The 23,828-nt window shown below is 59.9% G+C and carries 18 protein-coding genes; 14 read left to right on the top strand and 4 right to left on the bottom strand.

What is annotated here, in order from left to right; all coding sequences use genetic code 11:
• Position 1 precedes the first annotated feature (1 nt).
• Together HHL09_RS07910 and HHL09_RS07905 are read left to right on the top strand one after the other, a co-directional pair.
• Positions 2 to 874 (top strand): aldose epimerase family protein, encoded by an 873-nt coding sequence (locus tag HHL09_RS07910; protein WP_169454025.1) that lies wholly within the window; start codon positions 2 to 4, stop codon positions 872 to 874.
• 439 nt (positions 875 to 1,313) lie between these two features.
• Positions 1,314 to 3,011, top strand: coding sequence for an FAD-dependent oxidoreductase (locus HHL09_RS07905; protein WP_169454024.1), 1,698 nt, complete (start codon positions 1,314 to 1,316; stop codon positions 3,009 to 3,011).
• Here HHL09_RS07905 and HHL09_RS07900 read toward each other — a convergent pair.
• Positions 3,002 to 4,234, bottom strand: coding sequence for an AraC family transcriptional regulator (locus HHL09_RS07900; RefSeq protein WP_169454023.1), 1,233 nt, complete (start codon positions 4,232 to 4,234; stop codon positions 3,002 to 3,004). The two genes, HHL09_RS07905 and HHL09_RS07900, sit on opposite strands and share 10 nt — an antisense overlap.
• Before the next feature lie 109 nt (positions 4,235 to 4,343).
• Between HHL09_RS07900 and HHL09_RS07895 the strand changes: the two genes are divergently transcribed.
• From HHL09_RS07895 to HHL09_RS07885, 3 genes are all read left to right on the top strand, one after another.
• Positions 4,344 to 4,736 carry a helix-turn-helix domain-containing protein gene (locus HHL09_RS07895; RefSeq protein WP_169454022.1) on the top strand — a complete coding sequence of 131 codons (393 nt, stop codon included), beginning with the start codon at positions 4,344 to 4,346 and terminating at the stop codon, positions 4,734 to 4,736.
• Between the two features lie 17 nt (positions 4,737 to 4,753).
• Positions 4,754 to 5,389 carry a response regulator transcription factor gene (locus tag HHL09_RS07890; RefSeq protein ID WP_205760996.1) on the top strand — a complete coding sequence of 212 codons (636 nt, stop codon included), beginning with the start codon at positions 4,754 to 4,756 and terminating at the stop codon, positions 5,387 to 5,389.
• A 203-nt stretch (positions 5,390 to 5,592) separates the two neighbouring features.
• Entirely contained in the window at positions 5,593 to 7,134 is a 1,542-nt protein-coding gene (locus tag HHL09_RS07885; RefSeq protein WP_205760995.1) for an esterase/lipase family protein, read from the top strand.
• Positions 7,135 to 7,308: 174 nt separating this feature from the next.
• Here HHL09_RS07885 and HHL09_RS07880 read toward each other — a convergent pair whose 3' ends face one another.
• From HHL09_RS07880 to HHL09_RS07870, 3 genes are read right to left on the bottom strand one after another with little or no spacing between them, the layout of a single operon-like run.
• Positions 7,309 to 7,779, bottom strand: a complete 471-nt coding sequence (locus HHL09_RS07880) for a potassium channel family protein (RefSeq protein ID WP_169454020.1) — start codon at positions 7,777 to 7,779, stop codon at positions 7,309 to 7,311.
• Positions 7,766 to 9,442, bottom strand: coding sequence for a SulP family inorganic anion transporter (locus HHL09_RS07875; protein ID WP_169454019.1), 1,677 nt, complete (start codon positions 9,440 to 9,442; stop codon positions 7,766 to 7,768). The genes HHL09_RS07880 and HHL09_RS07875 overlap by 14 nt, the downstream gene beginning before the upstream one ends.
• Positions 9,439 to 10,731, bottom strand: coding sequence for an esterase/lipase family protein (locus HHL09_RS07870; protein ID WP_169454018.1), 1,293 nt, complete (start codon positions 10,729 to 10,731; stop codon positions 9,439 to 9,441). Before HHL09_RS07870 ends, HHL09_RS07875 begins: the two co-directional genes overlap by 4 nt.
• Before the next feature lie 132 nt (positions 10,732 to 10,863).
• Between HHL09_RS07870 and HHL09_RS07865 the strand changes: the two genes are divergently transcribed.
• The 9 genes from HHL09_RS07865 (at position 10,864) to glgX (ending at position 23,827) form a co-directional block, all read left to right on the top strand.
• Entirely contained in the window at positions 10,864 to 12,378 is a 1,515-nt protein-coding gene (locus HHL09_RS07865; RefSeq protein WP_169454017.1) for a DcaP family trimeric outer membrane transporter, read from the top strand.
• Positions 12,375 to 13,703: an anaerobic C4-dicarboxylate transporter family protein gene (locus tag HHL09_RS07860; protein WP_169454016.1), complete on the top strand. Its 1,329-nt coding sequence runs from the start codon at positions 12,375 to 12,377 to the stop codon at positions 13,701 to 13,703. Before HHL09_RS07865 ends, HHL09_RS07860 begins: the two co-directional genes overlap by 4 nt.
• 20 nt (positions 13,704 to 13,723) lie before the next feature.
• On the top strand, positions 13,724 to 15,577 hold the full coding sequence (locus HHL09_RS07855; RefSeq protein ID WP_169454015.1) for an aspartate ammonia-lyase: 1,854 nt from the start codon (positions 13,724 to 13,726) through the stop codon (positions 15,575 to 15,577).
• Positions 15,578 to 15,693: 116 nt separating this feature from the next.
• On the top strand, positions 15,694 to 17,277 hold the full coding sequence (pckA, locus tag HHL09_RS07850) for a phosphoenolpyruvate carboxykinase (ATP) (protein ID WP_169454014.1): 1,584 nt from the start codon (positions 15,694 to 15,696) through the stop codon (positions 17,275 to 17,277).
• A 23-nt stretch (positions 17,278 to 17,300) separates the two neighbouring features.
• Positions 17,301 to 17,663: a SpoIIAA family protein gene (locus HHL09_RS07845; protein ID WP_169454013.1), complete on the top strand. Its 363-nt coding sequence runs from the start codon at positions 17,301 to 17,303 to the stop codon at positions 17,661 to 17,663.
• Between the two features lie 6 nt (positions 17,664 to 17,669).
• The gene (locus HHL09_RS07840) at positions 17,670 to 19,340 is read left to right on the top strand and encodes a putative transporter (protein WP_169454012.1); all 1,671 of its coding nucleotides are present in this window, start codon (positions 17,670 to 17,672) and stop codon (positions 19,338 to 19,340) included.
• A gap of 69 nt (positions 19,341 to 19,409) precedes the next feature.
• The gene (locus tag HHL09_RS07835) at positions 19,410 to 20,651 is read left to right on the top strand and encodes an ATP-dependent 6-phosphofructokinase (protein ID WP_169454011.1); all 1,242 of its coding nucleotides are present in this window, start codon (positions 19,410 to 19,412) and stop codon (positions 20,649 to 20,651) included.
• A 33-nt stretch (positions 20,652 to 20,684) separates the two neighbouring features.
• Complete coding sequence (locus HHL09_RS07830) at positions 20,685 to 21,707, top strand: 2-hydroxyacid dehydrogenase (protein WP_169454010.1); 1,023 nt, start codon at positions 20,685 to 20,687, stop codon at positions 21,705 to 21,707.
• On the top strand, positions 21,704 to 23,827 hold the full coding sequence (gene glgX, locus HHL09_RS07825) for a glycogen debranching protein GlgX (protein ID WP_169454009.1): 2,124 nt from the start codon (positions 21,704 to 21,706) through the stop codon (positions 23,825 to 23,827). The genes HHL09_RS07830 and glgX overlap by 4 nt, the downstream gene beginning before the upstream one ends.
• Position 23,828 lies beyond the last annotated feature (1 nt).

Here is a 23,828-nt window from a genome sequence, read left to right as displayed (position 1 = left end):
GATGGAATCTTCCGCACGATTTGCGATCCGTGAGCGCGATGGATTCATGGAGGTCACCTTGGAGAATGGCCAGGTTTCCATCTCGGTGATGCCAGCCTTGGGAGGAAAGGTGAATTCGCTCCTCCATCTCGGCAGCGGCCGTGAGTGGATGTGGAAACCTGAGGGCTTCGGCGGCTACTTTGCGAGCAAGCCGGCAACCGCGTTTCAGGAGGGAACCTTGGCAGGGTGGGATGAGTGCCTGCCAACCATTGCGCCCTGCCTCTGGAACGGACGCGCGCTTCCTGACCACGGGGAGGTTTGGGCCTCGGCATGCACGCTGGATGAGGAAGCTCTACAGCACGGGGTCATCCATATATCCTTGGAACTTCCTTGCTCTCCACTGCGGTTCAGCCGCCGCCTTTGGCTGGAGGGAAACCAGGTCATCCTCCGCTATCGGTTGGAGAACACGGGAGACCACGAAGAGGCGTATATTTGGGCGATGCACCCTCTGTTCTCGATCGAAGCCGGGGACCGGCTTGAGCTGCCTGCGGATGTCCGAGCGCAGCTCCCTCCGGGAGATTGGACAGAAACACTTTCCTTCGGCCCGGAAGGCGGGGCCCTCAAGGCCTTCGCCCGTGTCGAGGGAGAAGTCGGAGTCGGTGTCTGCAATCCAGTCGCCGGGCGGAGCCTTTCAATCATTTGGAACGGCGCCGATTATCCGTTCTTCGGGCTTTGGCTCACCCGGGGTGGATGGCATGGCCACCATCACCTTGCCTTGGAACCAACGAACTCCCGTCACGATGCTTTGGACGATGCATCACAGGATGGGAATGCCGGTTTTCTCGCGGCTGGAGGCGGAAGTCGGGAATGGGAAATTAGGCTCAACCTCCACTAGGGTGTTAACCTCCCGATGTTCCAGGGAAAGACCGGGTCCGTAGGAGAACAAGGGCTTTGCGGGGAGCTTGCCGCGTGGTGGCAGTAGAACCTCGGAGCTGCCCCGCTTAGTTTTTCCCGTGGACCAGCTTTCTCATGCACGGGAAAAACTCGGAGGAATCGAAAAAGGCCTGTGGCGGCCCGCTCAGCAAATCTGCCCGCAGGGGGAGTCACGTTGCCTGCCGCCCCCGCGGGGGCGTTCAGTGGTCCCCAGCGCCTGATATTTTCCTTGTTTTAACAGGCGTATCAGGCGGGTTCCGACCCCTTCGAGTCCTCGGTGACCAGCGAAAATCCTTGCCAAAAAACGCCGGTCCTTCCGCACGCCCACTTGGCAGTAGGAGAAATCTTCGTCACGAACGAAGGGAGTTTTCCTATCCAAGAATCCGGCTAGCATCGCGAAAATGAATCAGGAAGATCCCGACGAGCAATTTTACCGCGACACGGAAAGGACCGCGCATCCGAAGCTGAGCGATCATCAACTCGCCCTTCTGGAACCGCTGGGAACGCGCCGGATCGTGCGGGAGCGGGAGAAGCTTTTCTGCGCCGGCGAACGGAACTTTCCGTTGGTGGTCGTCCTGCGTGGGGAACTTGAAGCCTACGAGTCCCGCGAGGGCTGCGAGCAAATCCTGGCAAATCCCGGACCACGTGATTTCGTGGGGGAAGTGTCGATGCTGAACGGGACCTCTGCTCTGGCGAGCGTCAGGGGAAAGGCTCCGGAGTCGGAAATTCTGGAGATTCCCGCCGAGCAACTGAGAAAGGCTTTGGCAGAGCTTCCCGGCGTCGGGGAGCCGATCGTTCAGGCTTTCATGATGCGCCGCTTGCGCTTGGAGCGGGACCGTGAGTTCACCGGCCTGCGGATCCTCGCGCACCCGGGCTGCCAAGGTGCGCGGCACATCGACGACTTCCTCGATAAAAATCACATCCCTCACCGGGTGATCGACTCGACGACCGAGGAGTGCCGGGGATTGTGTGGCAGGCTTGGGATCACGGACGACGACTTGCCTGCTTTGATCGCGAGCAATGGTTCCGTCGCACGGAAGCCGGCAATCTTCGAAGTCGCCCGTATTGCTGGCCTGCTACGCCCTCTTTTGGAGAAGGAAGCCGAAGAACTTTTCTGCGACCTGACCATTGTCGGGGCCGGACCGGCAGGCCTGGCCGCGGCGGTGAATGCGGCCTCCGAGGGGCTTTCAACCGTGGTGCTCGAGAGCTTCGCCCCGGGTGGGCAGGCAGGCTCGTCCTCGCTTATCGAGAATTTCTTCGGATTTCCTACCGGCATTAGCGGCGGGGACCTCACCTATCGTGCGCAGCTCCAGGCATTCCGCTTTGGGGCCAAGTTCTCGACTCCTTCGCGGGCCCTCTCGCTCTCTTTCATGGATGGCGAGCATGGAGCAGCAATTCGAATCGAGGGTTGCCCGGCGACGCTGCGGTCGAGGTGTGTGATCATCGCGAGCGGTGCCCAGTACAACAAGATCGGTGCGGAAGGTCTGGAGCGCTTCGAAGGGCTGGGAGTCTTCTATGCGGCGACTTCCATGGAGGCCAAGTTCTGCCAGGACGCAACCGTCTTCGTGGCGGGAGCGGGAAACTCCGCGGGCCAAGCGGCGATGTTCCTCTCCGAGGTCGCAAAGAAAGTTTACCTCGTGATGCGTGGTGAAGATCTCACCAAGAGCATGTCGAGCTACCTGTCCACACGCGTGGAGGCAAAGCCGAACATCGAAATCCTCCGCCGGACGGAGATCCGGAAGATGTCGGGCGAAGGTCGGCTGGAAAACATCGAGATCGAAGACACCCGCAGCGGCGATCGACGAATCTTGGAAGCTGCCGCGGTCTTCTCAATGATTGGTGCGAAGCCTTGCACGAGTTGGCTGCCGTCGGAGATTTTCAAGGACGAGAAAGAGTTCATCAAAACCGGTGCCGCCGTAGCTGATGCCCCTGCCTGGAAGAATGCCGGGCGATCTCCTTATCCCTTCGAGACAAGTCGTCCCGGGATTTTCGCTGCGGGCGACGTGCGCTCGGGGTCGGTGAAGCGTTGTGGTGCCGCCGTCGGTGAAGGCAGCATGGCGATCGAGAACGTCCACCAGGTGCTGGGAACCTATGCTTGAGGGATGGGTTTGGATGGGCCGCTCCCAAGATGGGCTTGATCTCGAAATTGTCGGGGCGTTACTCCTTCGGCTGCGCGAAATGCGCGCGCGAAATCACTGCTGCTTCCGAAGCCGCTTTGCTCCGCAACAAGAGTGACAGAGAGCTTGGTTTCCGCCAGGAGCCTCCGTGCTTCCGCGAACTGGCGCTGACGGATCGCTTCGCCCGGAGTCTGGCCGGTGGCGGAAACGAAGCGCTTGTGAAAGGTCATCTTCGAGACCCGCTGGGTTTCCTTGAGCAGTCGCTCCACGGTAAGGCCGTTGCAAGCTTGCTGGTTGATGTGGTTGATCGCTCCAGCCATGTCACAGACCTCGGCGATCTTCTTGCCGGTGGACTGGCGCACATGAATGTCCACCGCCTCCACACGGATGAAGGGATTGTCCGGATGATCGCCCTGCATCATCCTGTCGAGGGTCTTCATTGCTTCGCGTCCGATGATCTCGCTTGCTGCTTCCACGCTTGAGAGAGTAGGGGAACTGGAGAGGCAAAGGTCGACATCATCCGCGCACATTACCGCTACCTCATCAGGAACCTTGAGGCCAAGTGCATGGCAGACGCGAACCAGATAGTTCCCCCCGCCATAGTCCACGGTCAGAACTCCAACTGGCTTCGGTAGCCTGCGGAGCCAGCCGGCGAGGCCCGGTGGCACTGGTTCCACCGGACGCTCCAGATCCGCAGGGAGGTCGGTGGGCACTTCCTCGACATGGACGGCCTGCGAGGGATCGGCGGGCTTCGAGATCTCGCAAAAGACCCTTTTGCCGCGCTCTTGAATCACCGGATCGTGATCGAGTTTTAACATCCCCAGGGAGCGAATCCCCTGCTGGCGGAAATGCTGGACCGCCATCTCGATCATCTTCGGCATCGATCCTCCCACCAGCGCGACACCGGGGCGGGGTGTAACTGCCGCCATGCTGACAATGGGAGGAGCGTCCGGGCCGAGTTGCTTGAGCAAGATCTCGAACTCCTGATTGTCCATGAAGGTGAGGAGGCCATCGGGCTTCCAAGCCTTGAGCGCGTTGATTTCTGCGACCACGGATCCTCGGCTCTTTAGGTCCAAGGGCATCCTGAAATCGCGGATGACGATATGCGGATTCGCATCGGCATAAGAAAGGGCGCCCCGCATGCGCCGATGGATGCAGGCACTGGAGAAGACAGCGGCGAAAGCGACTTTGCGCGGGGGCGTCATGTCGCGGGAGCCCTTAGACAAAATGTATAACGATTTCAACCAAGCCCCGTAGAATGACGCGACTCGATCCGGCATGGTGCGTGATATGGCACCGCCGGATTCCAGTCGCTTGAATTCCGGATCCCGGCCGGTCGTTGGCCGGGCGGACATCGGGACGGCGCTCAGCTACATCAGCCGCCATGCCTGCGAGGGGCTGACACCGGCGCGGGTGGTCAAGGAGACTCAGCAGGTTTCCCTGCCGCGATTCAGCCGGAGCTTTCTGGCCGCCACCGGACTGACCCTGCGGGCTGCCATCCGCCAATGCCAACTGGAGGAAGTGCGCCGTCTCCTGCTGCGGACGGAGCTGACGCCGGACTTTATCGCCGGGCAGTGCGGATTCCGAGGCCTCCGTGAGGCGACCCGCGCCTTTCTCGATGCGGGCTGCGAGGTGCCGCATGCGCTGCGCCCTCGCCCTGATCACGCCGCGGTGGATACCCGCAGGCTCACCCGCCCGATGCAATGATTCCCTACCCCATGAACATGTCTGGAAAAACGATCCATCTCATCGATGATGACGAAGGCTGCCGCAGGGCCCTGTCCCGTCTGTTGCGCGTCGAAGGTTACGAAGTCCGCGACTTCTCCAGTGCCGAGGATTTTCTCGCCTCCTGCCATGCGGGCGAGGTGGATTGCCTGCTGCTTGATGTCTCGTTGCCGGGACTTGGCGGACTGGAACTGCAACGGCGGCTGGTGCGTGCGGGAGCTAGATTTCCGATCCTCTTTCTGACCGGTAATGGAGATATCCCCACCGCGGTTCAAGCCATCCAAGCAGGTGCCGTGGATTATCTTACAAAGCCGGTGAGTGGTGCCGTGTTGTTCCAAGCTGTCAGAAGGGCGCTGGCTTTCGGGGCTGCGCGGAAGCGGGAGAGCGAGGAAAGCCTAAGGGCCGCCACCCGTTTCAGCCGTCTGACCTCGCGGGAGCGCGAGGTGATGGAGCGGGTGGTGGAGGGGATGCCGAACAAGATCATCGCGGCTGATCTTGGGACATGCGAGCAGACGGTGAAGGTCCACCGGGGCCGGGTCATGGAAAAGATGGAGGCGGAATCGCTCGCCGATCTGATCCGCATGGCACGCCATATCGAGTTCTCGAGGAAGGCCTTGGAGCTCCTCCCGCGATGAAGGCGTGCAACCAAGGTTCAATGGCGGAGCCTCCCGGCTTCCGCTGAAATGTGCTGCCAAACTGTCCCATGAAAGGTTGTTCGTCCTTGCTGTCCTTCCTACGCTTGAGCCTTGTGATGACGGGGCTCTTTGCCGGAGCTTCGATCCATACGGGATGCTCTGGCTATGCTTCCGTTTCTGAAACAAAGCCTGTCTTCCGGCCCTTGAGATCCGCCTTTACCTCCTTGGCGATTCCCGAGCAAAAAATTGTCACTGCTCAGAAGGAGGAAAGCAAGGATCCTGCGGCCGCGATCGGCAACTGGTTGGTGGCGGTCCGTCATGCGGAGGCCCGGCTGAAGGTGAATCCCGGGGAAACCCAGACGCGGGATGCCTATAATTACGCCGTCGCGCGGGTGTTTGACGTGATCCGGAAAGCGAAGCTGGACCCGTGGGGACGACCTTTTGTGGTGCCATCCTCGGAAGGAGAGATCGTCCTTACCCACCGGAAGGATTCTCGTCCGGGCTGGGATCCAGCTCTATTCGATTTCACTCCGGCCGACCGCATCGCGTTGGAAGGGTCCTATGTGAAAAACCGGACCGTTCGGCCGGGGATTGGCGCGCCGCTGGTGGCAAAGGGGAAAGGGATGAACGAGCGGGCGAAGCAGGATTTCACGATTCCCAGGATCTACTACGGGGTCACCGCCTTGGTGCGCTTCGAAGGAAACAAGGCGGTGGTTTCATTTGAGGATCCATTGGCGGAGGAAGAGGTGCGCTTTGCCGGCCGGGTTCAGCCGATGGCCGCCGATTTCACGGTGCCCCTTGCGGTAATGCTGGCGAGTACGGAGCCGCGGAAGCTCGAGATCATGCGCATGCTAACGCCGGAGAAGTATGCAGAGACCGCCCGCATCGCCCGGCTTCAGCCCTATGATCCGAACAAGACGGTAGTGCTGGTGATCCATGGTCTCATGGACTCGCAGGCTACCTGGACGCCGATGATCAATACACTGCGCGATGATCCGGAGATCCGGAAGAACTTCCAGTTCTGGTTCTATAGTTATCCTAGTGGCTACCCTTATCCTTATTCCGCCGCCTTGCTGCGAAAGGAGCTGGATGCGATCGGAAAGCGCTACCCGATGAAGAACATGGTGGTGGTCGGTCATAGCATGGGTGGATGCATCAGCCGGTTGCTGATGACGGATACGGGCGACAAGCTGTGGCTGGAGCTCTTCAAGAAGCGGCCCGAGGAAACGAAGCTCTCGCCGGAAACGCACAGGCTTGCGAGTGATGCCATCATCTTCGACCACCGGAAGGAAGTAGGCCGGGTGATCTACATTGCTGCTCCGCTGAAGGGCAGCAACCTTGCCTCCCGCAGAATCGTGCGCTGGGCTTCGGGAATCATCCGTTCTCCGGTCAAGCTGCTGCATGCAGGATCCGAGATGCTGCAGGCGACTACCTTTGAGGCAGACGATCTGAAGCTCGAACGCGTGCCGAGCAGTGTCGATACCTTGACGCCGAACAATCGCTTCGTGAAAGCGATCAACAAGCTGCCGCTCACGCCGGGGATTCCTTACCACACGATCATCGGGGACCGAGGCAAGGGAAACAGCCCGGATTCCTCGGATGGCGTGGTTCCTTATTGGAGTTCACACATGGAAGGCGCGATCTCCGAGAAGATCGTGCCCTCCGGTCACAGCGCGCATCAGAACGAGGAAGCGATTGCGGAGGTGCGCCGAATTCTCCTGCTGCATCGCCATCTAAAGAACTGACAAAGACACCCAGATTTCAACCCGGCTGGCCAAGCGACCGGTCCGGGCCACCAGGCGGGGGGAAGTTTGCCTGGTTCCATCCGGTAGTGTGACGCTACAGGTACAGGCGGGGCATGTTGGCAACGGGCTGCAGCATGCTCCGCCTCGTAGCGGGAACGGGTCCTCGGTTTGGGCTTACTTGAACGGATGGTCAACATCTCCAATCTTCCCCTTGGCGCGCGCTTCCAGGAGTCGGTGGGCAATGCCAAAGAAGATCGCGGTGGAGAGGCCGCACATGAGGATGCCGGTCAGCCCCTCGGTGGGGCCGAGCATTCGCCACTCATGGGGGAGCACGACATCGCCGTAGCCCAGGGTAGAGTAGCTGACGCCTGAGAAATAGAGCGCCGTTTCGAAATCGGGGAGGCAGCCTTTGCCAACGTAGTAGAGCGCCCAGAGCACGATCTGGATGAGGTGCAGAAATGTTAGCCACCAAGCAATGTGGACGATGAAGATCGTAAGCTTCCACGGATGCCTGCCAACGGAGGGCGGGCGCGCGTAGGCCCAACGGAGCAAGAGGGCGAGGCCGATGGCGTGGATGACGACGCAGGCGGCTAGCAGAAGGAATGACGCGAAGAGGCCGGGCAGCATCGGATCAGGTGGCGCCACGGGTGAATGCGTCCACTGCGTCCGCCACCGAAGTGAAGCGACTGAGGGTGCCCGCCTTCTCTTCCAAGCCCTCGTTCCGCAAGGTGCCGCGCGCCGCCGCGTGAGCTTCGACAAACTGGAGTTGGACCCCTCCAGTGGCGAGCTCGCGATGGAGCATGCCAAGCGTTTCAGCGGCTTGAAGATCGATGTGAGGAGACGAAGAGAGATCGATCAGGACGAGTTGCGGGCGGGTCGCGGCCGTGTCGACGGAAGCCATCACTGCATCACGCAGATGGTCGATGTTGAAATAGACGAGGCTGGCTTCCGGGCGGAAGATCAGGAGGCTTGGAATTATTTCGTTGTCCGGGTGACGGGCGAGATCGGAAAAACGGCGGGTGCCGGGGATTCGGCCCAAGCTGGCGACGTGAGGGCGTGAAGCGCGGCGGATCAGCAGGAACAAAGAAATGATCGCTCCGACGAGAACGCCGCGCAGCAGGCCGGAGCCTAGCACGCCGAGGAGTGCGGCCATCGCCGCGATGAACTCGGCACGGTAGCCGCGCCAGAGGTGGATGAGAGCCTTCAGCTTGAAGAGGCCGGCGACCGCGACCAGCACGATGGCTGCGAGTGCAGGTTGGGGGAGATTCTTGAGCAGGCCCGAGAGGAATAGCGTGACTCCCAGAACGATGAGCGCCGCGAAGAGCCCTGAAAGCGGACTGCGGGCGCCGCCGCTCTCATTGACGAGCGATTGGGACATGCCCCCGCTGACAGGAAAACCTTGGCCGAGCCCGGCGGCGAGGTTGGATGCTGCGAGGGCCAGGAACTCCTGATTGCTTTCGAAACGTCCACCGTGCTTTGCGGCGAACATCCGCCCGATCGCTGCCGTCTCTACTGCGCCTAACAGGAAGCAGGCGAAGGCGAGCGGAAGGAGCTCGTTGATATCGTTCCAGCTCACCGCAGGAAGCACGAATGGTGGAAGACCGTGGGGGATTTCGCCGAGCATCTTCACGCCACGGCTCTCCAGATCCAACATGCTGGCAACGACAATCCCCCCAATGACAACCACCAGGGCGATCGGCTTGTTCTTCAGGAAGATCTTTCCAAGGATGAGGATCGTAAGGGCGACAAGGCCGGTAGCCAGTGCGGCAGGCTTGGTCTGATCGAGGTGTTTGAAGAAATGGCTGCTGCGTTCCCAGAAGTCGCCGTGGCCGCCGCTATATCCGAAAAGCTTTGGAAGCTGGGTGCTCGCCAGAAAGAGAGCGACGCCGCACTTGAATCCGATCATCACCGACTCCGAGATGAAATTCACGATCGTGCCTGCCTTTGCCAGCCAGGCGAGAAAAGCGATCAGGGCGACAAGCAGGGCCGTGCATGCAGCCAACGCCGCATGGCGGACCGGGTCTCCCCCGGACATCGGCGCGAGCGATGCTCCTATCAGGAGGGAGATGGCAGAGGTGACGGTGATCGCGGTATGGCGGGAACCACAGAAGATCCAGAAGACCAGGCCGCTGAAAAGACAGGCATAGAGGCCCGCTTGAGCTGGCAACCCTGCGAGTGAAGCATCGCCGAGTCCTGCGGGTAAAAGGTAGGCTGCCAGCGTGATCCCGGCGATCAGATCACCGCGGAACCAGTCGCGGGGATAGGCGCGCAGCCAGGAGAGGACAGGCAGGTTTCGGAGGGGGTTCATGGCGTGGCGGCATCGAGAACCGCCTTGGCGCGGGTCAGGGCCGCGGGAGCGGAAAGGATCGAGACGTGGTCTTCATTGTAGCCTTGGATGCTGACGGCATCGTCCTTTGCCTCCGGCCGAAGCTGGCTGGCCACGCTAACGGTTCCGTCGTTTTCGGCAGGCATCGAGAACGAGCGCGAGCTGTGGTGGCTGTAGAAGAGGTGGTGGTTCACCTTGCCCTTCAGCCTTTGGTCGAAGAGGTGGTCGAGGAAGGAGGATCCCTGCTCCATGTCGCGCCAAGAGGGAACAACGGACGGTGCCCACTTTACCCCTGCCGCGGCGGCTTCATGCCCTCCCCATGGCGAGGAGAAGGTGATGAAGGTATTGATATATTTTTGCCGATCTTCGAGCACGTTCTTCTGAACGAAACGGCGGGCCATGAGGCCGCCCATGCTATGAGCCACGACGTGGAGACGCCTGAACTCATAGCGCTGATGCAGCAGTTTGACTCCCTGATTCAAGAGTTCCGCAGAGTTGTCCAAGCGTCCGCCGGAAGGATAGAAGGCGAACCACGCCTGATAGCGCTGGCGATCAAGCCGCTCCATGGCGAAGCGCCAATCCTGCGGCGATCCGGCGGCTCCGTGGATGAAAAGGACCGGGGTTCGACTGGGATCGTAGGGTTCCAGAAAGTAGATGCCGAAGCCACTGGTGATCGCCATGGTGGCCGGGGTCCAGAGACCATCCTCCCCACGGGTGGCGGCGAAGCGGGGCTCGTCGAGCTTGGCGCCTTCGCCGACGCTCAGCCTGACGCCGTGGTTGGTCACCACTTCATTGACGCTGCGGCCTGCCAGGAAAGCCGTCATGGCGTCGTGGAGATCCCGCGGGATGGTTCCGGAGGAGAGTTGCCCATCGACCTTTGCGGCGCGGTGTTCGCCATCGAGCTTCACCGGGCTCGGCTTTCCATCGGTGCCCGTGTGGATCCACATGGGTTCGCCGGAATCATAGGTGCCGCTGCGATTGCGATCGGCGAAAGCGACCACATGTTGGTGAAGCGGGCTCTTTACCGAGAATGCGAAGGCGCCACCGGGTGGAAGTTCGATGCGATCACCGGAGTAGACACGTGCGTCGCCTCGATGCCACTCCACCACGCCGGCATAGACCGGCACTTTCTGGGTGTCCGCATTCCGGATGACTCCGTAGATTCGATATTCTTCATCAATGACCTTCAGGTCTCCCGCCAGCCGTCGGAAGTTTCCGCAACTGGTGAGGAATGGGAGCAGGGCGAGGCAGACAAGTAAGGCTCTCTTCATGATAGGATGAAGAATGGAAAGCGGTCTTGTCATTACCCGCCCGCCGGATCGGCAAGTCGAGCATGGGTTTCCCGCCGGGCATGCTACTTTGGTATTACTGGAATCTCTTTGTCCGGTGCATCGGATTTCCATATGGAAAAACCTATGCTCGGGTCGTCTTCCAGCCGCATCCCTAACAATGCCACTTGGCTTTGCTTGGCTGCCACCATGGCACCGCTTGCCGTCGCTCGTGGCGATGATATGGAGGAGATGAAGAAAACCCTCGCGACGATGGAGCAGACGATCGCCGAGCTGAAAGGGCGAATTGCTACCTTGGAGGACGAACGAGCGGGGCAGAAGTCCTCGCCTCCTCCCAAGCGGGGGCAAGCTTCAAAGGCCGCGGCTTCAAACAAGCCGGCAGATCCTCCCGAGGTCCAGGTCGCCACCGTGGTGGCTCCGCAACCGGGTGCCGCCGGTGCCCAAGCCAAGGTACGAGACTATGATGGCTTCCAAGATCTCCAGCAGGCGGCTCCTCGTCCTGAGAACCGGCCTCTGGATCCTGCCTTGAAGGGATTCGTGGTGATCCCCGGCACGCAGACGATGTTCAAGATTGGCGGTTCCGCCCGAGTCGATGCGATTGCGGACTTTGCCAATAATGGGAACCCCAATCTCTTTGTTCCTTCGACTATCCCCGTAGGAGACCAAGCCGGCTTTAGTGGGGACGAACGGTCGACAATCCATGGCAAGGGCACGCGCATCAGCTTGGAAATCCGGAGACCCACCGAAGCCCTCGGCAATCTCCGCATCTACAATGAGAACGATTTCTTCGGGGATTCTTCATCGAATACGATGAGCTTCCGGGTCCGGCACTTCTATGGGCAGGCATGGAATTTCCTGATCGGCCAAACGTTCTCCGGCTTCATGAACCCGGATGCGTGGCCCGACGTGCTGGATTATCAGGGGCCGGCCGGCATTATCAACCGGCGTCAGGCCCAACTTCGATACACTCATCCGCTGTGGGAGGACTGCGGTGAAGGGCACGCCTACATCAGCATCGAATATCCGCAGAGCGACATCCTCGGTAGCACGATTCCCGACGACTCGGAAACTCGCAGTGTCACACCGGATGTGATCATTGGCGGCCGATGGGAAGGCGATGTCGGGAACTTGCAGCTCGCCGGCATCGGACGGAGCTTGAGCTTCGAAAGCGATACTGGTCCGGATGGCGATACCATGGGCTGGGGTGCCAGCCTTTCGGGTACCTGGCACATCACCGAGAGCGATGATCTTTCCGCACAGCTCGCCTACGGCGAGGGAATCTCGCGCTATGTGAATGACTTCAGTGGCACGAATCTTGATGCGGCGTGGGTGGGAAATGACCTGGAGGCCATACCGATCTTTGCGCCGATGGTGGGCTACACCCACCGCTGGAACGAACACTTTCGTTCCACGCTCGCCGCGAGTTGGGTGATGGCTGATTTGCCGCCGTCCGTCGCCGCTTTAACGCCAGAAACCACGGCGAGCTTTGGTGCGAACCTGGTGTGGCAGCCGACAAGCTCATTCCGCATGGGCTTTGAGTACCTCTACGGAACCAAGGAAACCTACGATGGGTCCGATGGCGATGCCCATCGGCTTAACTTCGTGATCCGCTACGATCTGGTCAAATGAGTGTGATGCTAATTGTTCATTTCCTCGTCATCATCACCGCGCTGGCAGTAGGCGCGCGGGTGGGCGGTGTTGGCCTCGGCTTGTGGGGCGGTATCGGATTGGTGGTCCTCTTCCTGATGGGGGTGGCACCCACTGGCCCGCCGGTGGATGTGATGCTGATCATCCTAGCCGTGATCATGGCAGCCTCGGTGATGGAGGCTGCCGGTGGCATCCAGTTCCTGGTACGGGTTGCGGAGAAGATCATCCGGAAGAACCCGAAGCAAGTGACCATTGTCGCCCCACTTACCACTTACGCGTTCACCTTCCTCGCGGGGACGGGTCATATCGTCTATCCCCTGCTGCCGGTCATCTATGAGGTCGCACACCAGAATGGCATTCGTCCGGAGCGGCCGATGGCGATTGCGACAATTGCCTCACAGCAGGCGATCACAGCGAGCCCGGTGGCCGCTGCGACGGCGGCGATGATCGGACTGTTTCACAGCCAGAATCTTCCGTGGGGGCTGCCTCAGATCTTGATGATCTGCGTGCCGGCCACCCTGAGCGGGGTGATCGTCGCTGCGCTGGTCCAAACCCGGGTGGGCAAAGAACTCTCTGAAGACCCCGAGTATCAGGCTTTGCTAGCGGCAGGAAAGATCCCCGCGCCCGTGAAAGCAGGTGAAGCCGAGGCCCTGCCAAAGTCCGCGCGCACGAGTGCCATCATCTTCCTGATTGGCGTCGCATTCGTGGTGGTGCTCGGTCTTGTCCCGTCCCTCCGGACGCTCGAGGGCGCGGATGGGAAGCCGATCAGCGTGCCGATGCCGGTTGCGATCGAGATGGTGATGCTCGCGGTTGCCGCAGCCTCGATGACGATTTGCAAGGTAAAGCCGGACCTGATCCCGCAGACCTCCACCTGCCGCGCCGGGATCACCGCGGTGGTGGGCATCTTCGGCCTCGCTTGGATGGGAGATACCTTCATCGCCGCGCACAAGGATGAGATCATCGGCGGTCTCGGAGGCATGGCGAAGGCCGCGCCATGGTCCTTTGCCTTCGGACTCTTCTTCGCCTCGGTGTTGTTGTATAGCCAGGCTGCGACAGCCCGGGCCCTGATGCCGCTGGGGCTTTCACTCGGGATCGCGCCGCCCTTCCTGATCGGGATGTTCCCCGCTGTGAACGGCTATTTCCTGATCCCCAATTACGGCACGATCATTGCCGCTATCAACTTCGATCGCTCGGGCACCACCCGGATCGGCAAATACGTCATCAATCACTCATTCCTGCTGCCTGGCTTGGTTAGTACCACCGTGGCAGTTGTCGTCGGTCTGCTCATCGGCAAGATCATGGCGTGAACCTTCAATCCCAAGATCCAATGAACTTTTCAGAAAACCGAGTCCGGGACATTGCCGGTACCATTGGCATTTCACCTGATGAACTCGAAGCGCTGCTGACCCAAGGTGGCTCCCACGAGTATCAATCAGGCGACTATTTGTTCCATGAATCCACACCCCGCCAGTGGATGGGAATTGTGGAAGAAGGCGAGATCGAGATCGTGGCGGGGGTTCACGGTAGCACGACGCGGCTGGCCACCTTGACCCGCGGAGCAGCCTTTGGGGAGGGCGTGATGCTGGACGATCTTCCCCACTCCTCTTCGGCAGTGGCGCTTTCCAAGGTGAAGGTGCTGAGGATCCCGCGTGAGGTCTTCGATGAATTGAGAAGCTCCAAGCCGGAGACCTTCTATCGTATGGTCGGTCATGTGGCCCGGCGTCTGAGTGTCCGCTTGCGGGACGCGAACCGCCATGCCGCCGGAGCCGGGCCTTCGGTGGTCTCCACTTGGCGGAAGGAGCACGATTCGCTTGGCGAGCGAGAGTTGCCGGATAGCGCCTACTACGGGGTGCAGACCCTGCGCGGAATGGAGAACTTCCCCCTTTCCGGGATCCCTCTCAGCCACTTCAGTCACTTCGTCCGGAGCTTTGGCTACGTGAAGAAAGCGGCTGCCATCGCGAACAAGCAGTTGGGCGTGCTCAAGCCCGAACGGGCCGATGCGATCGTGGCCGCTTGCGACGAGGTGATCGCCGGGCAATGGCATTCCCATTTCACCGTCGACATGATCCAAGGTGGAGCGGGCACCTCGACCAACATGAACGCGAACGAAGTGATCGCGAACCGTGCCTTGGAGCTCTTGGGGCATCGTAAGGGGCAATATGAGCACCTGCATCCCAATGACGATGTCAACCGCTCCCAATCGACCAACGACGCGTATCCGACAGCGATCAAACTTGGTGTGATCCTGACCTTACGGGATGCGGTTTCCGCACTGCGTGAGTTGAAGGAGGCTTTGGAAGCGAAGGCTGCCGAATTTGCCGACGTCCTCAAGATGGGCCGTACCGAGAACCAGGACGCCGTGCCGATGACGCTGGGACAGGAGTTCGGAGCCTATGCGGTGATGATTGGCGATGGCATCCGATACCTGGAGCGTGCTTCGGAAGAGCTCTATGAGATCAACATGGGGGCTACTGCCATCGGTACCGGCATCAACAGCCCTCCCGGCTATGCCGAACTCTGCACGAAGCAACTTGCGGAGATCAGCGGGTTGCCCGTGAACCTGGCCGCGAATCTGGTGGAAGCCACGCAGGATAGCGGATGCTTCGCGCTGATGAGCAGTGCCATGAAGACGGCTGCAGTGCAGCTTTCGAAGATCTGCAATGACCTGCGCTGGCTCTCGTCCGGGCCGCGTTGCGGGCTTTATGAGATCCGCCTGCCCTCGATGCAGCCAGGTTCTTCGATCATGCCCGGGAAGGTGAACCCGGTGATCCCGGAGGTGGTCAGCCAAGTATGCTTCCAGATCATCGGTGCTGATGTGACCGTGTCGATGGCGTCTGAAGCCAGTGAGCTGGAATTGAACATGGCTGAGCCGGTCATCGCCTTTAACCTGCTCTTCGGTCTTACGCTTTTGCGGAATGCTGCCGTGATCCTGAATGCCCGCTGTATTGCGGGAATCCAAGCCAACCGCGAACGCTGCCTTGAGTATGTCCGTCACTCGATCGGACTGGTGACCGCGCTCAACCCGGTGCTTGGCTACGAGCGGAGTGCCGCGATCGCCAAGGAGGCACTTGCGACGGGTGGTAGCGTTTATGACCTCGTCCTCGCGAAAGGTTGGTTGGCCAAGGAGCAGCTCGATGATCTGCTTTCGCCCGAGAAGATGACGCGGCCGCGCGTTGTTTGAGGATACTGGAAAACGGGGGTAGCACCAAGGTGCAATAGTCATCTGGCTCCCGGCGGTTCATGAAGGGAAGGCTGGGATCGGATTTCGGGCCCAGTTTCCCAAACCGCTGTAAAGCCATGTCTGCCATTGATCTCTCTTCGACAGGTCTGACCGTCACAGAAGTCTACCGCAATCTTTCTCCCAGCACGCTGTATGAGCATGCGATCCGGTATGAGAAAGACGCAAGCATTGCCGAGAACGGAGCATTGGTCGCCTATTCCGGTGCCAAGACGGGCCGTTCGCCCAAGGACAAGCGGGTCGTCAAGGATCCGGCCTCGGAGAATGACATCTGGTGGGGCCCAGTGAATATCCCGCTCGATCATCCGACCTATCTCATCAATCGCCAGCGGGCGATCGACTATCTCAATACCCGGGAGCGGCTCTATTGCTTCGATGGCTTTGCGGGCTGGGATCCGAAGTATCGGATCAAGGTTCGTGTGATTTGTTCGCGTCCCTACCACGCGTTGTTCATGCATACGATGCTGATCCGGCCGAGCAGGGACGAGCTCGCCAGCTTCGGGGAGCCGGATTTGGTGATCTACAACGCCGGAGCCTTTCCCGCGAATCGCCTGACGACGGGCATGGGGTCGACGACGAGCATCGATCTGAGTTTGGAAGATCGGGAACTGGTGATCCTGGGCACCGAATACGCAGGGGAGATGAAGAAGGGCGTCTTCACCGTGGCGAATTACTTTGCCCCGCGACGTGGCGTGCTTTCGATGCATTGCTCGGCCACCGCCGACAAGGAGACAGGGGTGTCTTCCTTGCTTTTCGGATTGAGTGGCACCGGGAAGACCACGCTCTCCGCGGACCCGAAGCGCCACCTCATCGGTGATGACGAGCACTGCTGGAGTGACGACGGGATCTTCAATATCGAAGGCGGCTGCTACGCCAAGGCGATCAATCTCGCGCCTGAAAGCGAGCCGGATATTTTCCAGGCGCTGCGTTTCGGCGCGGTTCTGGAGAACGTGGTGCTCGATGAAGATCACGACGTCGACTATACCGATACCAGCATCACCCAGAATACGCGTGGAGCCTATCCCATCGAGTTCATCCAGAATGCGAGGATCCCTTGTGTCGCGGGTCATCCGACCGATGTGATTTTCCTGACTTGTGACGCGTTCGGGGTCTTGCCGCCGGTCAGCGCTCTTTCCCCGGCCCACGCGATGTATCACTTCATCAGCGGATATACGGCGAAGGTGGCAGGAACCGAGATGGGTGTGACCGAGCCGCAGGCGACCTTTTCGCCATGTTTCGGCGGGCCCTTCCTTGCCTGGCATCCGAGCAAATACGCCGAATTGCTGGCAGACAAGATGCGCAAGCACAACGCACGCGTCTGGCTCGTGAATACCGGCTGGGGTGGCGGTGGCCACGGAGTGGGCAAGCGCATTAGCCTGAAGAACACCCGGGCGATCATCGATGCGATCCATGATGGCTCGCTGGCCAAGGCGAAAACCGAACGCGATCCCGTCTTCGGCTTCGACATCGTGACGGAGGTGCCCGGCGTGCCTTCGGAGATTCTGCGCCCGCGAGATGCCTGGGCAGACAAGGCTGCCTACGATGCTACCGCGAAGAAACTCGCGGGCCTGTTCGTGAAGAACTTCCAAACCTATGCCCCAGGGGCGAGTGCTGAAGTGAAGGCCGCCGGGCCGATTCCCTGATCTCCAGCCAAACCTTTATAGCCATGATCGAGTATGATCTGGATGAGGCGCGGGGCATTCTTCATGTCCGGCCCGCCGAGCCACTGGAGCAGTCGGACTTCTGGAAGCTGTCCGGTGTGGTTGATCCCTTTCTTGCCAGGGAGGGAGATCTCACCGGCCTGATCGTGGAGGCACGGAATTTTCCAGGTTGGGCTTCGTTTGGAGCCATGGTCGCCCACGTCCGCTTTGTCCGCGACCACCACCGGCATATCAAGAAGATCGCGGTGGTGACTGACTCCGCCTTGGGAGACCTCGCGGAGCATTTGATCTCGCACTTCGTTTCCGCGGAGATCCGCCATTTTGAGCCGAAGGATATCGGAGTCGCCCGGCAGTGGATTCTTACCTAGTGTTGCATGCGCTGGCTCTTCGAGCTTCATCAGACGCAGCCGATTGCCCACGCGATCGGTGCGTTGGCTTTTGTCTGTGTGCTTGGGATGTTTCTCGGAAGCTTGAAGTTCCGCGGGGTCGGCTTGGGAACCGCAGGAGTTCTTTTTGCCGGGATTATCGTCGGTCACTTCGGGCAACCGGTGGATCATGCGACGCTTGATTTCGTGAAGGAGTTCGGCCTCGTGCTCTTCGTTTTTACGATTGGTTTGCAATTGGGGCCCGGCTTCTTTGCGGCGCTCAGGGAAAAGGGCTTAAAGATGAACCTGCTGGCCGCCGCGGTTGTCGTGATCGGAGCGATTGCTGCGCCCTTGGCTGCCAAGCTGGGAGGATTTGATCCGGCCGCAGTGCTAGGCATCTACTCGGGGGCCACCACAAATACTCCGGCCCTGGGCGCGGGAACCCAGGCGATCAGCACGATGGAGGGAGTCTCCGCCGACCAACTTGGGATGCCTGCCTTGGCCTACGCTGTCACTTACCCAGCGGCCATCGTGGCCATCATTGGAACACTTCTGGTCTTGAAGCAGGTCTTCTCGATCAACGCTCCAAAAGAAGCTGACGAATTTGCCGCGGCGAATCGTCGCCAAGTTGATCCCTTGGAGCGGCGTACGCTGGAGGTGGGCAATCCAAATCTGGAGGGGATACGGTTGGCCGAGGTTCCTGGACGTCTAGAGGCTGGTGTTACGATTTCCCGTCTGAGGCATGGTAGCGAAACTTTGATCGCACATGAGGAGAGCAGCCTTCACTTGGGAGATCTGCTGGTGGCTGTTGGGACGCCCGGCGCGCTCGACCGCTTCGAACGAGTGATCGGCCATCGAAGTGAAGAGGATCTCGCCGTGGTGGAATCGAACATCACCTTCCGGCGGGTGGCGGTGACGGACCGGGCGGTTCTCGGGAAGACCGTGAGCCAGCTTGGATTGGACAAGCGCTTTGACGTCGCGGTGACGCGAGTGACCCGCGCCGACTTGGAGATGTCCGCCATTCCTGGTTTGCGGCTGCAATTCGGGGATCAGGTGCAGATCGTGGGAAGCGCGGCTGATCTCGATCGCGCCGCGAAGGTCTTGGGGAACTCGCTAAAGGAACTTAACGAAACCCATTTTATCCCGCTCTTCATCGGGATCGTGATGGGCATCGCGCTGGGAACCCTCCCGATCATGGTGCCTGGCATGCCACAACCGGTGAAGCTCGGGCTTGCGGGTGGTCCATTGATCGTGGCGTTGATCTTGGGGCGGGTGGGGCGCATTCGTCGCCAAGTGTGGCATATGCCAGTGAATACCAATCTTGCCTTTCGTGAGTTCGGGATCGCGCTCTTCTTTGCGGCGGTGGGATTGGGTGCGGGGGCGAAATTCTTCGCTACTGTCTTTAGTGCGACTGGCCTTCAGTGGCTGCTGGCCGGGATCGCGGTGACCATGGTGCCGCTTCTGCTGGTGGGTGTTTTTGCGCGGGTGGTGCTGAAGATGAACTTCATGGATCTCAGTGGTCTGCTTGCCGGCAGCATGACGGATCCGCCAGCTCTTGCCTTTGCCTCGAATATTGCCGGCTCCGACGCTCCCACCGTCGGATATGCGACCGTTTATCCGCTTACCACGTTGATGCGGATCCTTTCAGCCCAAGTGCTGGCGATCGCCCTCTTCGGCTGAATCCGTCCGGCCCGTAAACCAAAGTCCAATAGACCGCCGTGGAAAGGCGGGACAGCATCGATCAAGGTCATGGAAACTCCTTCCCTAGGCCAAGCCACCATTGTTTCCGGGCTCCACCACACCGTGGACGATGGACTTCGTATTCCCGAGCGGATCGAATCCGGATCGGATCCCGGGATCTTGTTTGAGCTGGCGGGACCGCGGGAGAAGATCTTCTTCGATCCTGCGAAGACGCGGGCCGGTATTGTGACCTGTGGCGGTCTGTGTCCCGGGTTGAACAATGTGATCCGTTCGCTCTTCCTCGAGCTTCATTACGGCTATGGCATTGCCGAGGTGCTGGGTTTCCGCGGCGGCTACGCCGGGCTGGATCCTGCGAATGGTGCCGAGCCGGCAACCATCACGCCGGAGTACATCGAGGGGATTCATCGACAGGGTGGCACGATTCTCGGAACTTCACGTGGGCCGGTCGACATTGAGCGAGCGGTGGACAATCTCATCCGACGTGGTGTGAACATTCTCTTCACGGTCGGAGGTGATGGAACGCAACGCGGTGCAAATGCCCTCTATCAAGAAGCCCGCCGGCGCAATCATCCTCTCTCGGTTGTCGGAGTTCCGAAGACCATCGACAATGATGTGGGCTTTGTCGCGCGGACTTTCGGTTACTTCAGCGCCGTCGAAGAGGCTGTCCGGGTGCTTGATCGTGCCCATACTGAGGCTCGCAGCACGCCGGGAGGGATTGGATTGGTGAAGTTAATGGGGCGCCACGCTGGCTTCATTACCGCGGGCGCGACAATCGCGAGCCAAGATGTGAACTTCGCGCTGATACCGGAAGTGCCATTCAGGCTGGACTCCTTTCTTGAGGCCTTGGAGAAGCGCATGCGTCAGAAGACCCATGCTGTGATCGCCGTGGCGGAAGGAGCAGGGCAAGAGCTTCTCGAATGTGGCGAAGGTGCAAAGGATGCTTCCGGAAATCTGATGTTGAAGGATATCGGCTTGTTCCTTAAGGGGCAGATCGAGCGGCATTTCAAGGAGGTCGGCGTGCCGGTGGTGATGCGTTACTTCGATCCCAGCTATCTGGTGAGAAGCTGCCCGGCGAATTGTGAGGATGCCCTGCTCTGCGATCTCTTTGCCCGGCATGCCGTCCATGCTGCCATGGCTGGAAAGACCGGCGTGGTCATCGGCTTTCTCCATGAACGGTTCATCCATGTGCCGATCGAGTTGCTCGCGGTTCACGTGAAGCGGCTCGATCCCGACAGCGGCTGGTGGCGCTCGGTTCTTGCGGCGACCGGTCAGCCGGATTGTTCGGTTTAGGAACGGGAATCAAATCATGACAAGCTTCCGACGATGAACCGCACCGTTGTTTTCGACACCAAGCCCTACGACCGCGAGCAACTCGAGCTTGCCTCAAAGGGCAGCGGGATGGAATGGCAATTCCTCGAGTCCCGTCTCTCGGTGGATACCGCGGTCATGGCGGGGGGAGCTTCCGCGGTTTGCATCTTTGTTAATGATCATGGTGACAGGGCCTGCTTGGAAGCACTCAAAGCACTCGGGGTAGGACACATCGCGCTACGCTGTGCCGGGTTCAATGGAGTGGATCTGATTGCCGCGAAGGAGCTGGGGATGTCCGTAACCCGTGTGCCTGCCTATTCCCCATACGCCGTTGCGGAGCATGCTGTGGCTCTCTTGCTTGCCCTCAATCGAAAGATTCCTCGCGCGAACAACCGCGTCCACGATCTGAATTTCTCGCTCAATGGCCTGGTAGGCTTCGATCTCCATGGAAAGACGGCAGGGATTGTTGGTACGGGAAAGATCGGTCGGATCGCGGCGCAGATTCTCCGGGGCTTTGGCATGCGCGTCCTGGCCTATGATCCCTTTCCGTCTCCGGAATGGGCCGCCGTGCATGACATCGAGTATACTGATCCCCGGACCCTTGCCACCGAATCGGAGGTCATTTCCCTGCACACACCGCTGACACCCGAAACGCATCATATGATTCGTGAGGAAACCCTAGCTCTGATGAAACCCGGAGTGATTTTGGTTAATGTCAGCCGCGGTGCCCTGATCGATACCCGCGCCTTGATCGGAGCCCTCAAAGGCGGACGTCTCGGGGGAGTGGCCCTGGATGTCTATGAGGAGGAAGAAGGAGTCTTTTTCGAGGATTTGTCCGGCACGATCCTGCATGACGATGACCTCGCCCGCCTACTCACCTTCCCAAACGTGCTGATTACCGCGCACCAGGCATTCCTAACCAAGGAAGCCTTGGCGGAGATCGCGCGAGTGACCGTTGAGAATCTGAACGCTTCTTCCAAGGGGCTTCCTTTCCTGCCAGATACGGTGCTGGTGGAGGGTGCCCGGCAAAGTCCATGAACCGGCCCCTGCCAGAGGTGGATGTTCCGGTGGCGGATTTCCCGGTGTGGCCCGGGAAGCCGGTCCCGTTGGGGGCGACCTTCGATGGCCGCGGCGTAAATTTCGCGCTCTTTTCCGATCACGCCACGCGGGTGGAGCTTTGCTTGTTCGATTCTGTCGATGCGGAGGCCGAGTCTCGGCGCATCGCGCTACCAGAGCGAACGGCCCAAGTCTGGCATGGATATCTTCCGGATGTCCGGGCCGGTCAGATCTACGGCTACCGAGTCTATGGCCCCCATGCTCCGGCAAAAGGCCATCTCTTCCGGCCCTGCAAGGTACTGCTCGATCCATATGCAAAGGAGATTGCGCGAGACGTTCGCTGGCATCCGGCGATCATGGACGATGAAAGCGATAGCGCTCCCTTTGCTCCGCTAGCCCGTGTCGCCGATTTTTCCTTCGCGTGGCACGGTGATCGTCCGCCCCTCACACCGTGGCATCAGACGGTGGTGTATGAACTGCATGTGAAGGGCTTCACCCGTCAACATCCCGGAGTGCCGGAAAGGCTGCGCGGCACCTACGCGGCACTCGCTTCTCCCGCAGCCGTTGGTCATCTCAAGGATCTTGGGGTCACGGCGGTGGAACTGCTGCCTGTTCACTATCATGTGGATGAGCCCCATCTGGCCGAATCCGGAAGGACGAACTACTGGGGGTATAATACCTTGGGCTACTTTGCGCCGGATCCCCGGTTTTCCGCGAGTGGTCCGGAAGGGGCCGTGGCCGAGTTTCAGGAGATGGTCCGCGTGCTTCACTCCGCGGGCATGGAAGTGATCCTTGATGTGGTCTACAATCACACTGGTGAAGGCAATCATTGCGGCCCGATGCTTTCCTTCCGCGGCATCGATAATGCAGCCTATTACAGGCTGGCCGAGGACCGAACGCACTACGTTGACTTCACCGGCTGTGGAAATTCATTGAACGTGGCTCATCCTCACTCCCTGCAGCTCATCATGGACTCGCTGCGGCACTGGGTGCAGGAGATGCATGTGGATGGCTTTCGTTTCGATCTGGCCAGTGCTCTCGCCCGTGAACTGTGGGAGGTGGACCGGCTGGGTGCCTTTTTCGATATCATCCATCAGGATCCCGTGCTTTCCCGGGTCAAGCTTATCGCCGAGCCGTGGGATCTGGGGCCGAATGGCTATCAGGTCGGGAATTTCCCGGTGCTTTGGAGCGAGTGGAATGGCAAGTATCGCGATTGCGTGAGGCGCTTCTGGAAAGGGCAGGGCGGCTCGGTGGGGGAGTTGGCCACCCGCCTTGCCGGAAGCAGTGATCTCTATTCGCACAATGGACGGCGACCAAGTGCGAGCCTCAATTTCATCACGGCTCACGACGGATTCACGCTTCGTGATCTGGTGAGTTACAACGCGAAGCACAACGAGGCCAATGGCGAGGAGAATCGCGACGGCTGTGATGAGAATCATAGTTGGAATTGCGGAATCGAAGGGCCGACGACGGATCGAGCCATCAACTCCTTACGCGAGCGGCAGCAGCGGAATCTCCTCGCGACACTGCTGCTCTCACAAGGAGTGCCGATGCTGAATTCCGGTGATGAATTCGGAAACACCCAACTCGGCAACAATAACCCCTATTGCCACGATTCTCCGCTGGCGTGGCTGGATTGGAGTCTCTGTCCTGCCCAGCGTGCATTGCTCGCTTTCACCCGGGATGTGCTTCGCCTGCGTCGCTCGGAACCGGTCTTCCAGCGGCGGCGATTTTTTCAAGGACGCCCTATCCATGGCGCTTCGATCAAGGATCTTTACTGGATCCGACCGGATGGTGAGGAGATGACAGATGCGGACTGGAATGCGAGCCACGCCCGTTGCTTCGGTATGGCCTTGCCAGGAGATCAGATCGAGGAAACGGGGGAGCAGGGAGAACGGATTACCGGCGACACGTTTGTCATCATTTTCAATGCACATGATGAGCCCGTTTCCTTCCGGCTAGGAGCGCGTCACCGGAACCTCCATTGGGCCCGCGAGTTCGATACCTCCAATCCGGAAGCTCCTCATGAGAGCTTCCCTGCGATGTCCATCTATCCGCTGCAGAGCCGCTCGCTAGCCGTACTGCGGGCCAAATTCTCCTGAA

The organism is Luteolibacter luteus (assembly GCF_012913485.1).
GTDB classification, from domain to species: domain Bacteria; phylum Verrucomicrobiota; class Verrucomicrobiia; order Verrucomicrobiales; family Akkermansiaceae; genus Haloferula; species Haloferula lutea.
This window is presented reverse-complemented; position numbering and strand designations above follow the sequence as displayed.